General features: G+C 33.2%; 7 protein-coding genes, 2 tRNA genes and 3 rRNA genes. 4 read left to right on the plus strand and 8 right to left on the minus strand.

Annotation, left to right across the window (positions count from 1 at the left end):
- The 5 genes from BT0_RS02055 to BT0_RS02075 form a co-directional block, all read right to left on the minus strand.
- Positions 1-933 carry a GGDEF domain-containing response regulator gene (locus BT0_RS02055; protein ID WP_011772366.1) on the minus strand — a complete coding sequence of 311 codons (933 nt, stop codon included), beginning with the start codon at positions 931-933 and terminating at the stop codon, positions 1-3.
- Between the two features lie 11 nt (positions 934-944).
- Complete coding sequence (locus BT0_RS02060; protein WP_011772367.1) at positions 945-5,378, minus strand: response regulator; 4,434 nt, start codon at positions 5,376-5,378, stop codon at positions 945-947.
- A 55-nt stretch (positions 5,379-5,433) separates the two neighbouring features.
- Positions 5,434-5,544 (minus strand): 5S ribosomal RNA (gene rrf / locus BT0_RS02065).
- A gap of 21 nt (positions 5,545-5,565) precedes the next feature.
- A 23S ribosomal RNA gene (locus BT0_RS02070) occupies positions 5,566-8,500 on the minus strand.
- Positions 8,501-8,804: 304 nt separating this feature from the next.
- Positions 8,805-9,644 (minus strand): Cof-type HAD-IIB family hydrolase, encoded by an 840-nt coding sequence (locus BT0_RS02075; protein ID WP_011772368.1) that lies wholly within the window; start codon positions 9,642-9,644, stop codon positions 8,805-8,807.
- Between the two features lie 133 nt (positions 9,645-9,777).
- Here BT0_RS02075 and hpt point away from each other — a divergent pair, with 133 nt between their 5' ends.
- From hpt to purB, 3 genes are read left to right on the plus strand one after another with little or no spacing between them, the layout of a single operon-like run.
- Complete coding sequence (hpt, locus tag BT0_RS02080; RefSeq protein ID WP_011772369.1) at positions 9,778-10,302, plus strand: hypoxanthine phosphoribosyltransferase; 525 nt, start codon at positions 9,778-9,780, stop codon at positions 10,300-10,302.
- A 9-nt stretch (positions 10,303-10,311) separates the two neighbouring features.
- Positions 10,312-11,595 carry an adenylosuccinate synthase gene (locus BT0_RS02085; RefSeq protein WP_011772370.1) on the plus strand — a complete coding sequence of 428 codons (1,284 nt, stop codon included), beginning with the start codon at positions 10,312-10,314 and terminating at the stop codon, positions 11,593-11,595.
- Positions 11,580-12,983, plus strand: a complete 1,404-nt coding sequence (purB, locus tag BT0_RS02090; protein WP_011772371.1) for an adenylosuccinate lyase — start codon at positions 11,580-11,582, stop codon at positions 12,981-12,983. The genes BT0_RS02085 and purB overlap by 16 nt, the downstream gene beginning before the upstream one ends.
- On the opposite strand, the gene BT0_RS02095 is transcribed toward purB, so the two are convergent.
- Positions 12,980-13,534: a DNA-3-methyladenine glycosylase gene (locus BT0_RS02095; protein WP_041178473.1), complete on the minus strand. Its 555-nt coding sequence runs from the start codon at positions 13,532-13,534 to the stop codon at positions 12,980-12,982. The two genes, purB and BT0_RS02095, sit on opposite strands and share 4 nt — an antisense overlap.
- Before the next feature lie 164 nt (positions 13,535-13,698).
- Here BT0_RS02095 and BT0_RS02100 point away from each other — a divergent pair.
- Positions 13,699-13,772: transfer RNA gene (locus BT0_RS02100), tRNA-Ile, on the plus strand.
- Between the two features lie 536 nt (positions 13,773-14,308).
- Here the strand turns inward: BT0_RS02100 and BT0_RS02105 are convergent.
- Positions 14,309-14,383: transfer RNA gene (locus BT0_RS02105), tRNA-Ala, on the minus strand.
- Between the two features lie 73 nt (positions 14,384-14,456).
- Positions 14,457-15,993: ribosomal RNA gene (locus tag BT0_RS02110) — 16S ribosomal RNA — on the minus strand.
- Positions 15,994-16,122 lie beyond the last annotated feature (129 nt).

Below are 16,122 nucleotides of genomic sequence, written 5' to 3' on the forward strand. Positions count from 1 at the left end.
TTAATATTTACATTGATTGCGACCAGAGATCTTAGCTTCATATAATTTGTCATCAGCAAGTTTAATAATATTGGTAAAATTGGAATCATAAGGAATTTGTTCAGCAAGACCAATTGAAACTGTAACAAAATTAGAAATATTACTGTACTCATGAACTATTTCCAAATTCCTAATATCTTCAATTAAAATACTAACAATCTTAATCACTTCGTTCAAACTCTTATTTACAGAAAATAAAATAAATTCCTCACCACCATAACGAGCAATATCTATCTTATATTTAATGGCAATTTTATTCAAACTCTTTGCAATCAACCTAAGACATTCATCACCATTGGTATGTCCATAGTTATCATTATATTTTTTAAAATAATCAATATCTAACATCCCCACAATAACGTTCTTTTTATGCTCCAAAGCTTGCATCCAAGACTTAGCAAACTTATCTGTAAAAAACCTTCTATTAGGAATTTGAGTTAGACCATCAATTCTTGCAAGATTCTTAAAATAGTCCCTAAGTCTTTTAAGCTCAAGATGGGTTTTAATTCTTGCATCAATTATCCTGCCATTAAAAGGTTTTAAAATATAATCCACCCCACCAACACTAAATCCTTCAAGTTGAGCATCAGTAGAATCGCTTGAACTGATAAAGATTACAGGAATATCTTTAGTCTCAGGATCATTTTTAAGCCTTTTGCAAACCTCATAACCGCTAACATCTGGAAGCAATACATCAAGAAGGATCAAATCAGGACTAGCAATCTCAACCTGTTTTAAAGCATCAAACCCATTTAATGCAACCCTAATCTCATACTTATGTTGCAATATATCTATTAATAAATCTAAATTTGTGGGTGTATCATCCACAAGTAGCAATTTCTGAGGTTCAACTGAAATTTCCTCAAAATTATCCAAAATCATACCTTTAGTCATGACTTCCCTATTTATCTAAGATTTATCATACGTTTAACAATATTAGCGCTCTCTTTGAAATTATATACTCTTAAATATTTAATAAGAGAATCAAATAATATAATATTATTGTCATCTAAACTATACCTTTTAAGCACCTCAAGCACTTCCTTATACTCTTTTGGATTTCTATCTTCTATGCCATTTAAAAGCTTTTGCATAAGACTCAAAAATTCATCATTGCTTTTAAATTTTAATTTTTCCTGATCGTAAGTTTCGATAACATCTAAAATCTGCTCCCTTATGTTCTTAATGAGTACAATCAAACCCTTACGCGCTTCAGAATACAATATTTTTAATTCATGTATTGAACCTGTATTTATCTCAATCTGTTTAAAATTCCCAAATAAGTTACTACGCATATTACCAAGAGCTCCCGCTATTGAATGTGCTAATTCTTTTACTAATTTTATATTATTTAAATTAAAAGCCTCATCCAAATCACGTATCAAATTATCGCTCATGTTAACAAATCCCCTGCACAAATCAACATACATATCATATGAGATATTTAAATCTTTTAAAGCATTATTAATATCTAAATTGGGTAAATTAGAAAACCCATCGAATGTCTTATCTGCTATAATTTTATTATCTTCAACCTCAATATGTAAATATTTTTTTAATATATACTTAATCGAACTAATGTGTATCGGTTTCGCAAGATAATCATTCATTCCATTTTCTAAACACCTATCTTTATATTCTCTTAATGCATGTGCAGTAACAGCTATTAATACACATGGATTTAAGTTATTCTGGCTTTCAAATTTGCGTATTTCTTTAGATACCGTAAGTCCATCACAATTTGGCATTCTTATATCAATAAAAGCCATATCATATTTATTAGTTTTTAAAAATTCAATAGCCTTAACACCATCATCAACAATATCAATAGAATCTTCTTTGACACCTATAACAATCAAAACATTTTTTAAAATCTTTTGATTAATTTCATTATCCTCAGCTATTAAGATACCAACATTATTTTTAAGCTTAAGAGTATTAGACTCATTTATTATTGGAACATCTACAATTGCACCATTTTTAATCCAATCAGAATAAAAATCCCACCTTTGAAAAGGTTTTTGCATGTATTCATATTTAAAATCAATGATCTCATCACTCTTTAAACAATAAAACACAAAAACTATTCTTACATTAGAATTCAAACTTTCAATCTTCTCAGCAAACTTAAGACCTTCTTGTAAACCAAAATCGTCGACATTTATAAAAACAAAATCATAATAAGGATACCTATAAAAGGCCTTATAAGCATGCTCATAAGAATAAAAATAATGTATATCCTTATAATCAAATATCTTACTTATGTCTCTTAATACTTCAACGGTCTTTTTACTTAAAAATAAACTTAAAATCTTTTTATTTGTCACCAATTCCAATTTATTTACTTCTTTATCTTTAATCTTATGACCTAAAACAAAAGGCAACATAAATGAAAAAGTTGTTCCCTTGCCTACCTCACTCTCAACTGCGATACCAGGACCGCCCATTAAACTAACAAGCTTCCTAGATATTGCAAGTCCAAGACCGCTTCCCTCATACTTTTTTGAATCAGAATCATTGCCTTGTCTAAATAACCCAAATATTACAGGTATATTACTTTCTTTAATTCCTTTACCAGTATCAGTCACTTTAAACTCAATAGTAATTATTTTATTACCATCATTATCTTCTGTACTGCGGATCATCTCATAGTTTAAAACTATGATTCCATCTGTAGTAAATTTAAAAGAATTTCCTATTAAATTAATCAGTACCCTCTTAAGTCTAGCTCTATCCCCTATTAAGTAATTTTCTAAATCTGATTTTGAATAAAAAATTAAATCAATATTTTGTTTTGCACTTTGCGACTGAAAACCTTTCAAAACACATTCAATTTCATGCTCCAAATCTATTTCATTATTGTCAATATAGATTTCATTCATATCTATTTTAGAGATATACAATATTTCATCAATTAAAGAGAGTAATGAAATAGATGAATAATTTATCATCTGCACATACTCTTTTTGCACACCCAAAAGATCAGTATTTTCCAAAAGTTCAGTAGCTGCTATTATGCCATTAATGGGGGTACGAATATCATGGCTCATACTTGCTAAAAAAATAGTTTTGGCAGCAATAGCATTCTCAATAACCTTTTTCTCACTGATTGCAGAAGAATACATTTTTTTCCTAAATCCTATCTCCTTCCACAAATTAAATAGGCAAAACATAAAAATAGTAAAAACAAACATACCCATGGTTAATACTGCTATACCAGACTTTTTTAGCCTTAGATCTTTAAAACTTTCATGAACGTTGAATACCCAATCATCAAAATATAATTTATTATTAACATTTGTACGAAATAAAATCTTTTGTATAATTCTTCTTAAAATATAATCCTGGTTATGAACTGCAATATTTAAATCAAATGTTAGATTCGGAACAGTAAAAATTTTCTTAATATCCCTAATATTTAAGTCTTCAAAATTAATAGTAGCAGTATATTCATCGCTAACAATCCCACTAACCTTGCCCCTATAGAGAAGATCCAAAGCATCTGTAAAGCTATCCACTTGCACCAGTCGTGTTCCTATTTTGGTTTCCAATTTTTTGGTATACAAAAACTTAAGTACCGCAATACTATTAAACGACCTAGAAGTAAATAGTCTAGTTTTATTTGAAAAAAGATGTAGTGGAATTCCTGATACTGCTTTGATGTTAAAAATATAATCTGAATTCGCATCATCTAAATTAGCAGACAATATATCTATTTTCCCTAATTTCATTAATTCTTCAATATCTCTCTCATGCACACTTATAATATTGAAATCCAAATTTGTCAATCTTTTTATTTTCTTAATTAACCACTCATTTACTCCCTTATAACGACCCGAATTAAAATAATCAATAGGATACCAATCTTTAACAGCAAGGGTTAACCTCTTATTGTTTTGTAACCAAATTTTTTCCTCAATATTAAAGTTACCGCTATTTATATGCCCATAAAAATTATTTTGATAATCTTCAATCTCATCTTGCCCAAGCCAATTTTTACCTATTTGTAACAAAGTGTCGAATAAAATGTTTTCTGTCAACGCATTAAGCATATATGCAAACAATTGCAATCTCTTATTATTAGCAGCTAATACCAAAAATTTACCTTTACTTAAACTTGAATCCTGCAATTTCAATATATTATTGTATCCATGCAATTTTAATAAATAGTTTACGGTAATTGAATTTTCTACAAATCCATACGAATGATTGACTATATCTAAAAAATTATTTACTATGTCTGTATTTTTATCTAATTGAATATCATTTAAACTTAAACCAATAACTTGTGAATTTATAACTTTATTACTATTTTTAGCATTTGTAAAATACAAATTAAAATTAAGTGAACATATCGGAGCAGTTGCTTTATACTTTTTAGAAGTCAAAATATTATCATCTTCAATAATTCCACCCCAAACAGACACATCCTTATCATCCAGGCTTCCTTTAATGCTCTCCTTTGGAAATCCTACAAATTTAACTGAAAAACCATATTCTCTAGCAAGAGTATTCCACAAATCAACTAAAATGCCTGCAAATTGACCTTTAGAATTAATAAAACTAAAAGGAGGATAATCATTATATATTCCAACATCCAGCTTAAATAAAAAATCGAATTCTTTAAAAGAAGCATATTCCTCTCTAGAGAGAGATTGCATATAACTTAAAAGATCAACATTTAAGTCTCTTAGTTGACTAATAGCATTCTTGCTAATAGCAGCTCTTATGCCAAAACTATAAAAATACTCAGAATTAAAAACTTTCATAAAAGATGGATAAAAAGAACTATACCATACACAAGATAATGACTTATAACTCCCATATACTAAATCAATCTTATTACCTCTTAATGCCAAGAGTAATTTTTCAGTATCTGGAAATAAAAAAATATTATCATTATGACCATGAAATCTTAAAATATCTTCATATATAGTATTCTTTACAACACCTACACGTAATTCGTTTGAAAAAAATAAATTGGAAGGTTTTTGCTCTTTTTCTGAATCATAAATAAATGCGGTTACACATTTGCCAATCTCATTCTTAAAATAAAGGTATTCATTTAAGTCTGAATTATAAGTTAATCCCAAATAAACTACATCATCTTCAATTTTATCTTTATTAAGATAATCAATAGCTTCTATACTAATGTCATAATCATTATCTTGTGCCCACTTGTCTAGAAGATAAAAAATCATACCAACCATCTTATTTTCTTGATTTTTATAATAAAGCGGATAATATTGATCTACAAGTTTAAATTTCAAGGTTTCTTTAGCGGGTAAACTGACATGAGAGACAAAAAATAAAAACAAAAATAAACTCAAACCACGCATAATTCATAATATATGTCTAATACATATTAAATATATCAAAATGCAAACAAAAAAACCCTGGCAATAACCTACTCTCCCGCGAACTCGCAGTACCATCAGCGAATAAGAGCTTAACTTCTGTGTTCGGAATGATAACAGGTGTTTCCTCTTTTCTTTAATCACCAGGGTATATAAGGAAGACAAAAATATGGTCAAAGATTTGGGTAATTAGTATTAGTCAGCTTAATATATTACTATACTTACACTTCTAACCTATCAACCTGGTATTCTCCCAGGACCCTAATAGGATATCTCATCTTGAGGAAGGCTTCCCACTTAGATGCTTTCAGCGGTTATCCCTTCCGAACGTAGCTACCCAGCACTTACCCTTGGCAGGATAACTGGTACACTAGAGGTTCGTCCATCTCGGTCCTCTCGTACTAGAGATAGCTCCTCTCAAATATCCAACGCTTGTGGCAGATAGGGACCAAACTGTCTCACGACGTTCTGAACCCAGCTCGCGTACCGCTTTAAATGGCGAACAGCCATACCCTTAGGACCTGCTCCAGCCCTAGGATGCGATGAGCCGACATCGAGGTGCCAAACCCTTCCGTCGATGTGAACTCTTGGGAAGGATAAGCCTGTTATCCCCGGAGTACCTTTTATTCGTTAAGTGACGGCGCTTCCACTCGCTACCGCCAGATCACTAAGACCTACTTTCGTATCTGCTCGACTTGTCAGTCTCACAGTTAAGCTACCTTATGCCTTTACACTTACAGAGTGATTTCCAACCACTCTAAGGTAACCTTTGCGCACCTCCGTTACTCTTTGGGAGGCGACCGCCCCAGTCAAACTACCCACCTGGCACTCTCCTCATATCACTATGAGTTAGAAACTTAATTAAACAAGGGTGGTATTTCAAGTGCGACTCCACTATCCCTAACGAGATAGCTTCAAAGTCTCCCACCTATCCTACACATATTTAATCAAACCTCAATACCAAGCTATAGTAAAGGTTCACGGGGTCTTTCCGTCTAACCACAAGTAATCGGCATCTTCACCGATACTTCAATTTCACCGAGCTCCACGTTGAGACAGCGTCCAAATCGTTACACCATTCGTGCGGGTCGGAACTTACCCGACAAGGAATTTCGCTACCTTAGGACCGTTATAGTTACGGCCGCCGTTTACTGGGGCTTAAATTCAATGCCTCGCTTTTACACTAACATCTCCTCTTAACCTTCCAGCACCGGGCAGGTGTCAGTCCCTATACTTCTCTTTACAGATTTGCAGAGACCTGTGTTTTTGGTAAACAGTCGTTCGGACCATTTTTATGCTACCTAATCTCTTAGGTCATACTTATCCCGAAGTTACGTATGTATTTTGCAGAGTTCCTTAACGTGGATTCTCTCGCGCGCCTTAGAATTTTCATCCCACCTACCTGTGTCGGTTTGCGGTACGGTCCCTTATAGCCTAACCTTAGAAGTTATTTCTTGGCACCTTGACTACCTACATTTCATGTTGCCTAAACAACACTCATCATCACATCTCAGCTCTTTTAGCGGATTTTCCTACTAAAATCAACACCTTAATGCTTAAACTAGGACTACCATCGCCTAGCAGTAGTTAACCTCATGCGTCACTCCAATCGAAACTATAAGAGGTACGGGAATATTAACCCGTTTCCCATCGACTTCACTTTTCAGCTTTGCCTTAGGGGCCGACTAACCCTGGGAAGACGACCTTCACCCAGGAAACCTTAGGTTTTCGGCGAATGGGGATCTCACCCATTTTTTCGTTACTCATACCTGCATTCTCACTTCTGATACCTCCATCAAACTTCTCAGTTTAACTTCTCAGGCTTACAGAACGCTCCTCTACCATTCTAACGTAAATTAGAATCCAAAGCTTCGGTAATGTGTTTAGCCCCGTTACATTATCGGCGCTTAAGTACTCGACCAGTGAGCTATTACGCACTCTTTAAAGGTATGGCTGCTTCTAAGCCAACCTCCTGGATGTTTACGTACCTAAACCTCCTTTTCCACTTAACACATTTCTGAGACCTTAGCTGTTGGTCTGGGTTGTTTCCCTCTCGACTATGGACCTTATCGCCCATAGTCTCACTCCTATTCATCATACAATAGCATTCGGAGTTTAACTGAGTTTGGTACCCTTTGACAGGCCCTAGCTCAATTAGTGCTCTACCTCTATTGCACTAAAATAAGGCTGAACTTAAATCCATTTCGAGGAGAACCAGCTATATCCGAGTTTGTTTAGCCTTTCACTCCTATTCACAGCTCATCCCTGCCTTTTTAAACAGACTAGGGTTCGGCCCTCCACTTGGTTTTACCCAAGCTTCAGCCTGGCCATAAATAGATCACTCGGCTTCGGGTCTACCACATCTAACTAAATCGCCCGTTTAAGACTCGCTTTCGCTCAGGCTCCAGCACTACAATGCCTTAACCTTGCTAGACATGATAACTCGCAGGTTCATTATGCAAAAGGCACGCCATCACCATGAATAATCATGGCTTTGACTGCTTGTAAGTCCACGGTTTCAGTTCTATTTCACTCCCCTCCCGGGGTTCTTTTCACCTTTCCCTCACGGTACTCTTCACTATCGGTAGCTTTATAGTATTTAGCCTTGGAGAGTGGTCTCCCCAGATTCAGACAAGGTTTCTCGTGTCCCGTCCTACTTAGGAACATCTTTAAGAAGATATTTACATTTAAATTACAGGGCTATCACCTTCTTTGGCTAACTTTTCCAAGTTATTCTTCTATATAAATATTTTGTAACTTCTCAGCTTATTGCAGACTAAGCTTCAAGCGTCCTACAACCCTCTAAATGCAATGCTCTGCAGCTTGACACATTTAAAGTTTAGGCTACTCCCCTTTCGTTCGCCACTACTTAGGGAATCTCTTTGATTTCTTTTCCTCAGGGTACTTAGATGGTTCACTTCCCCTGGTATAGCCTTTACTACATACGCAGTAAATAATTAGCATCTAGCTAATTGGATTACTCCATTCGGTGACCTTGGGATCATAAAATGTTTGCTTCTCCCCCAAGCTTTTCGCAGCTTACCACGACCTTCTTCGCCTTAAAGCTCCTAGGCATTCACCATAGACTCTTTATTACTTTGACCATATTTTTATCTTCCATCTCTAACTTGCCAATCGTTTATACAACATAGAATAATATATACTTTTCACTTTACTATGTCAATACCATTATTACACTTTTTATTAAATAATTTTTCTAATAATTAAAGGACACAAAAAAAATACCAGATTAATTGTTGATACGAAAAATAATCATATAATTTACACACAAAATGACCATGAAAACACATAATTCAGGAAATAAGCAAATAAAATACTTATCTTAGACAAAGTAAAGCAAATATTAAAAACCCAAATGATTTAGATAAAATATAAGAAAAAGATTAATTAAAATTGAATGTCAAGATTAAAAAACTCAATTAAAAACTTTGCAACTCCATCTTCATCATTATTGAATTTTGTAACCTCGTTGTTTGATAAATTATTCTTAACAAACTTGTTTGCATTTTTCATGAGAATACCTTTTCCAGCATTTTTTAACATCTCATAATCATTGCCATTATCTCCAAATGCTAAAATAGCATCAATAGAAATACATTCAAATAAAGCAATACTTTTAATAGCATTATATTTACTAGCATCAATATTTGTAATTTCCAAAAGATCATTAGCAGAATAAAATATACTTATATCTTTAAAATTTTTATCTCTGATTTTATTTGCAAAGTCTTCAAGCTTAGAAAAATCATGAGAATAATAAACTATTTTAGAACAAGAATCTATCTCAAGTTCAGATAAATCAGTAATAATAGGTTGTATTCCTAAAGTTTCAATAAAATAATTCATAATTGGACTTCTAATCTCTCTATCAGAATACCAATTATTAAGAGTATAAAGATTAATATCAATATCCCCTCGCTTTACTTTAAGAAGTTCTCTTACTATATCATAATTAATCTTATATCTCAAAATCAGATTATTTTTTAAAAATATCTCAGCACCATTAGCCGTTACAATATAACTCTCATCAATTTGCAAATCTTTAAGTTGCATTAAAACATCTTTAATTTCATATAACCTCCTACCAGTAGCAACAATTATATGAAAATCATTCTTTAATCTTAAAAGTACTTTAAGAGTCAATGGCGCAATTTCATGATTGTTATTAAGCAATGTTCCATCAAGATCAAAAACCAACATCTTATACTTTTCATAATTGGCATTCATTATAACATCCTCTTTTTAAATAAATGATATCACATTAAACTCATGACTTATAATCTCTAACTTGAATTAAATTAATAAAAAAAATATAATAATTAATGTCAAAAGTTGAAGGGAGAGTTAAATGAAAAGCTGAATGAGTGATAAAATTTCAACTTTATTCACGGAAGAAAAAATAAAAAGCAAAATTAAAGATCTAGCGCAAAAGATTAGAAACTATTATGAAGATAAAAACAATGTGGTTTTTATATCACTTCTTAAAGGCTCTTTTATATTTTTTGCAGATATTACAAGAGAAATTGGATTAAACGTAAAAATAGATTTCCTTCAAGCTTCAAGTTATAAAAATAAAACTCTCTCTTCATTAAATGTACTAATAAAAAAAGATATCGATATTAATATACAAAATAGTTACGTAATCATCTTTGATGATATCATAGATACTGGGCTTACATACAAAAAAATCGTTGAGCACTTAAAAACCAAAAATCCTAAAGAGATTAAAATTTGTACTCTTTTTAACAAACCATCCAGAAGATTAATAGAATTAAAGATAGACTATTCGGGATTTGAAATTGAAAATGATTTCATAGTTGGATATGGCATTGACTTTAATGAACAACACAGAACTTTAAAGAATGTAGCAAAAATAAGTAAATAGGAGATATAAATGTCAATTTATGCAGTTATTGGAACTCAATGGGGTGATGAGGGTAAGGGAAAAATTATAGACTTTCTCTCATCAAAGATAGATTATGTTGTAAGGTTTAATGGAGGAAATAACGCCGGGCATACAATTGTTGTCAATAATAAAAAATTCATCTTTAATTTATTACCATCAGGTGTTTTGCAAGGAGCAAAATGTATACTTGGACCTGGTGTAGTAATTGATCCCTTAATTTTAATTAAAGAACTTGAAGCTCTCAAGCATAATAACATAAAGACAGAAATATTCATAAGTGATAAAGCGCATATAATAATGCCTTACCATATTAAACTTGACGAGCTTAATGAACAAAAAAAGGGTGTTTACAAAATCGGAACTACAAAACGAGGAATTGGACCTTGTTATGCTGATAAAATTAACAGAACAGGCATAAGAGCTGTTGACTTACTTGACATTAAAATTTTTGAAAGAAAATTAAAAATAAATTTAGATGAAAAAAATGAAATTATAGAAAAAATATACAACCATAAACCTTTTAATTATGATGATATTTTAAGTAAATATAAAAAATGTATAGCAATACTCCAATATGCAATCACAAATACAGAAGAAATATTAAATCAGGCCATAAATTCAGGAAAAATTATCTTAATAGAAGGTGCTCAAGGCACAATGCTTGACATTGAACATGGAACATTTCCATTCGTAACATCAAGCAATACATTAATCACAGCAACAACAGGCTGTGGTATTCCTATTTCAAAAATCAAGGAAAAGATTGGTATAGTAAAAGCATTTTCATCAAGAGTTGGTTCAGGACCGTTTGTAACCGAAATTTTAGGTCCTATTGGGGATAAAATTAGAGAAAAAGGACAAGAATATGGCTCAACAACAAACAGACCGAGAAGAATTGGTTGGCTTGATCTCTTAACAATAAAAAAATCAATAAGCCTTAACGAACTAAACCATTTAGCCCTAACTAAATTAGACATACTAAATAACATTGAAGACCTTAAAATTTGCACAGCTTATGAATTTAAAGGCAAAATATATGACTATATACCTACTTCGTGTGAAATACTCGAGAATGTTAAACCTGTATACAAAGTCTTTAAAGGATTTAAACAAAATATCAGAAATATTAGCCATTACGAAGATTTGCCTATTGAAGCTAAAGAGTATATTGAATTTATAGAAAGAGAAGTAGGGGTACAAATTTCAATTTTATCTCTTGGAGCAGAGAGAGAAAAAACCATTTTTAGGAATCAAAAGTGGATAAATATATAAACCCGTTAAAATCAAGATATGCAAGCAAAGAAATGCTTTACATTTTTTCACCAAAATTCAAGTACACCACATGGAGAAAGTTGTGGTACAACTTAGCTTTAGTGCAAAAAGAATTGGGAATAAACATTAGTAATAAACAACTCAATAAACTATCCAAACACATAGAAAACATTGATTTCGAACTTGTAAAAAAATATGAGTCAAAATTCCAACATGAAGTTATGGCACATCTTTATGCTTATGCCGATTTGGCTGGTGATGATGCTAGAAAAATTCTACACCTTGGTGTCACAAGTGCATATTTAATGGATAACACAGACTTAGTCCAAATCAAAGAAGCTTTATTGCTCATTGAGAATAAACTGTTAAAACTAATTAACACTTTAAAAAAATTCTCAATAAAGCATAAAAACCTGGTAACACTTGCATATACACATCTACAAGAAGCACAATTAACAACTCTTGGAAAAAGAAGTAGCTTATGGCTTCAAAGTCTAATTTTTGACTTTGAAGAACTTAAGTTCATTATGTCCAACATGCGCTTTAGAGGGGTAAAGGGAACGGTTGGAAATCAAAGTAGCTTTAAAGAATTGTTTGCGTCTAACTTTGAAAAGGTAAAAGATCTAGATATCAATCTTGCAAAAAAAATGGGATTTGACAAAGTTTATCAAATAACTAGTCAAACTTATGATCGCAAATTTGACTCATCCATATTAAATTTTTTAAGCAACCTAGCTCAAAGTGCACATAAGATTACTAATGACATCAGATTCATGCAACATCTTAAAGAAATTGAAGAACATTTTGAACCACACCAAATAGGTTCATCCGCAATGCCTTACAAAAGAAATCCTATCTATAGCGAAAGAATAGCTTCCCTTGCCAAGTTTATAATGAGCCTACAATCAAGTGGTGGTTTTATAGCAGCAACTCAATGGCTTGAGAGAACTCTAGATGATTCAGCCTGCAAAAGGCTCAATATTCCTCAAGCATTTTTAGCTGCTGATGCTACCTTAATATTACTAAGTAAAGTATTTAATAATATCAGAGTAAATAAAAAAATGATTGAAAAACACGTTAAAACAGAAATGCCATTTATATTAACAGAAGACATATTGATGAAAGCAACAAAAAATGGAGGTGATAGACAAATATTACATGAAAAGATAAGAATTTATTCAATGAAAGTAAAAGAAAATATTTATTCAGGGACAACTGAGAACGATTTAATTAAACTAATCCTTAATGACCAAAGTTTTAAATTAACATCTAAAGACATAGATGAAATCTTAAATCCAAATGAAAATATAGGTTTTGCCTCATACCAAGTTGAAAACTTTATTACAGAAATAATCGATCCTATTCTTGAAAAAAATAAGGAAAATTAATATTTAGAAACATATTTATTGCCCCTTATGTAAAATCGCCAAAGTTTATTCGCATATTCCTCACCTGCATAATCAACATTTATTCTTTTTGAGCATGACACTTCAAAATTAAAAGATAAACCTCTTTTCAAAAAAAGTTCACCATTATTAATAAGATCAACTTTATTAAATTTTAAATCTATATTTAAAAACTTAGCAAGCTTGCCAGGTCCATTAGTAAATATCCCATCAATTTTTGGCGAAATAAGCTCAACACCTCTTATTAAAACAGCATGGGGATTATGTTCATTAGATGCCACAACGTTTAACATGTAATACATGCCATAAATCATATAAACATAAGCATATCCCCCAATATTATACATGGCACTGGTACGACTTGTCCTTCTTCCCCCATAAGCATGACAAGCTTTGTCCATTACACCCATATAAGCTTCCGTCTCAACAATTCTTGAAATAATTTCTTTGGCACCTATTTTCCTAACAAGCAAATGTCCAAGCAAAGACTTAGCCACAGTCACAGCATCTTGCATAAAAAATTCTCTATCCATCAGTACAATTCTAAACCAAAACAAAAATCAAATTCAAAACTTATTACAATTGAAAAAAACGTTAAATAAAAATTGCAAATAACAGATAACTATCATGAAAAAAAAACTATATATTGACAAATACAACAAAGTTAAATAGAATCTTAAAGGGTAAGAATATTTAAGGGATCATAGCTCAGGTGGTTAGAGCGCAGGTCTGATAAACCTGAGGTCGGAGGTTCAACTCCTCCTGGTCCCAATTAATTAAACTCAACCCCTCTTAAGCATTTAATAATCTCAACAAAATAATTAAAGATGCATTTCTGATGCTTCAACCAAGCTTGCCGTATGCAATAAAAATTTGTCAGGTCTATTTTAATTTATCACTAAAACCATCAAAACAACAAGTAATATAAAACCATGACCTGAAATATCAAACCATATATTATATTTATTCACTCAAAACAAATAAGAACATCAAATATCTTAAAATTTGCATGAAGTAAAATTATTTCCTACAAGCTAAAAAATTTTAAAATAACTTAAATAAAATAATTCAAAAAAATAAATAAGTAACACCCTTATTTTTTATATTGCTTACCTTGTAGATGAGAATTTTATCTGAGTAAATTATTAAATTTAAAAAAATTCTTAAACAAAAAAATATTCTATCTGGAAATCAAAATTTTAATAGGATTTTTTTAATTCTTGAAGCTAGCTTTCAATTAATACAACAAAAGTTACTCTTTAAAAGCCATAACCTCCATTTATTCATTCACTTTTACAATAAACAAATGGAGGTTAAGGGATTCGAACCCTTGACCCCCGGCTTGCAAAGCCGATGCTCTAAACCAACTGAGCTAAACCCCCCAAAAAAAGTCTCTGAAAAGACAAAGGAAGAGTTAAAATAATAATTTGCCTTATAATAATTTCTTTCTCTTAGAAAGGAGGTGATCCAGCCACACTTTCCAGTACGGCTACCTTGTTACGACTTCACCCCCCTCACTAAACATACCTTAGATACCTTCCTCCCTTGCGGGTTAGAATAATAGCTTCGGGTATCCTCAACTCGGGTGGTGTGACGGGCGGTGTGTACAAGGCCCGAGAACGTATTCACCGTATCATTCTGATATACGATTACTAGCGATTCCAACTTCATGAAGTCGAGTTTCAGACTTCAATCTGGACTGAGACCTGCTTTATGCGTTTTGCTTCACATCACTGTTTCGCATCGCTTTGTACAGGCCATTGTAGCACGTGTGTAGCCCAGGACATAAGGGCCATGATGATTTGACGTCATCCCCACCTTCCTCCGGCTTATCACCGGCAGTCTCGTCTGAGTCCCCATCTTTACATGCTGGTAACAGACAATAAGGGTTGCGCTCGTTGCGGGACTTAACCCAACACCTCACAGCACGAGCTGACGACAACCATGCAGCACCTGTATACAGACCCCAAACGGGGAATAGTTATCTCTAACTACATCCTGTATATGTCAAGCCCTGGTAAGGTTCCTCGCGTATCATCGAATTAAACCACATGCTCCACCGCTTGTGCGGGCCCCCGTCAATTCCTTTGAGTTTCACTCTTGCGAGCATACTCCCCAGGCGGCACACTTAACACGTTAGCTTCGGTACTAACCTTTCGATTAACACCAAGTGTGCATCGTTTACAGCGTAGACTACCAGGGTATCTAATCCTGTTCGCTCCCTACGCTTTCGTGACTCAGCGTCAGTCTTGACCTAGAAGTTCGCCTTCGCCTCTGGTATTCTTCCTGATATCAACAGATTCCACCCTTACACCAGGAATTCTAACTTCCCCTATCAGACTCTAGTCATGCAGTTTCCAGCATAGTTCCACAGTTGAGCTGTGGTATTTTACGCATAGACTTACATATCCGCCTACTCACCCTTTACGCCCAATAATCCCGAACAACGCTCGCCCCTTACGTATTACCGCGGCTGCTGGCACGTAATTAGCCGGGGCTTATTCATAAATTAACGTCATCACCTTGTCATTTCCTACAAAGCTTATTCCTCATTTATAAAAGAACTTTACAATCTTTCGACCTTCTTCGTTCACGCAGTGTCGCTCCGTCAGGCTTTCGCCCATTGCGGAAGATTCTTAGCTGCTGCCTCCCGTAGGAGTCTGGACCGTATCTCAGTTCCAGTGTGACCGTTCACCCTCTCAGGCCGGTTACTTATCATAGCCTTGGTAGGCTCTTACCCTACCAACTAGCTAATAAGACGCAGACTCATCTACAAGCGAAGCTTTAAAGGCTTCCTTTCATCAATTAACATCTCAATTGACCTTATTCGGTATTAGCTACTATTTCTAATAGTTATCCCCATCTCATAGGTAGATTATCCACGCGTTACTCACCCGTTCGCCACTGAATGTATTGCTACATTCCGTCTGACTTGCATGCTTAAGACGCACTGCCAGCGTTAGTTCTAAGCCAGGATCAAACTCTTCGTTATTTTTATTTCTTTACTTTTAAAATTAACAGGTTATTTATTTTATTTGGCTCTTAAACCTTACTTAACTCTTCCCTTCTCTTTTCTTCCAATTCTTAATATCAACTCTTACTACTTTATAACATACGTTAC

Source organism: Borrelia turicatae 91E135, assembly GCF_000012085.2.
GTDB lineage: Bacteria > Spirochaetota > Spirochaetia > Borreliales > Borreliaceae > Borrelia > Borrelia turicatae.

Coding starts and splice junctions, on each gene's coding strand:
- BT0_RS02095 (WP_041178473.1), bottom strand. CDS start 13,534: ATGGATAGAGAATTTTTTATGCAAGATGCTGTGACTGTGGCTAAGTCT.
- BT0_RS02055 (WP_011772366.1), bottom strand. CDS start 933: ATGACTAAAGGTATGATTTTGGATAATTTTGAGGAAATTTCAGTTGAA.
- BT0_RS02060 (WP_011772367.1), bottom strand. CDS start 5,378: ATGCGTGGTTTGAGTTTATTTTTGTTTTTATTTTTTGTCTCTCATGTC.
- BT0_RS02075 (WP_011772368.1), bottom strand. CDS start 9,644: ATGAATGCCAATTATGAAAAGTATAAGATGTTGGTTTTTGATCTTGAT.
- hpt (WP_011772369.1), top strand. CDS start 9,778: ATGAGTGATAAAATTTCAACTTTATTCACGGAAGAAAAAATAAAAAGC.
- BT0_RS02085 (WP_011772370.1), top strand. CDS start 10,312: ATGTCAATTTATGCAGTTATTGGAACTCAATGGGGTGATGAGGGTAAG.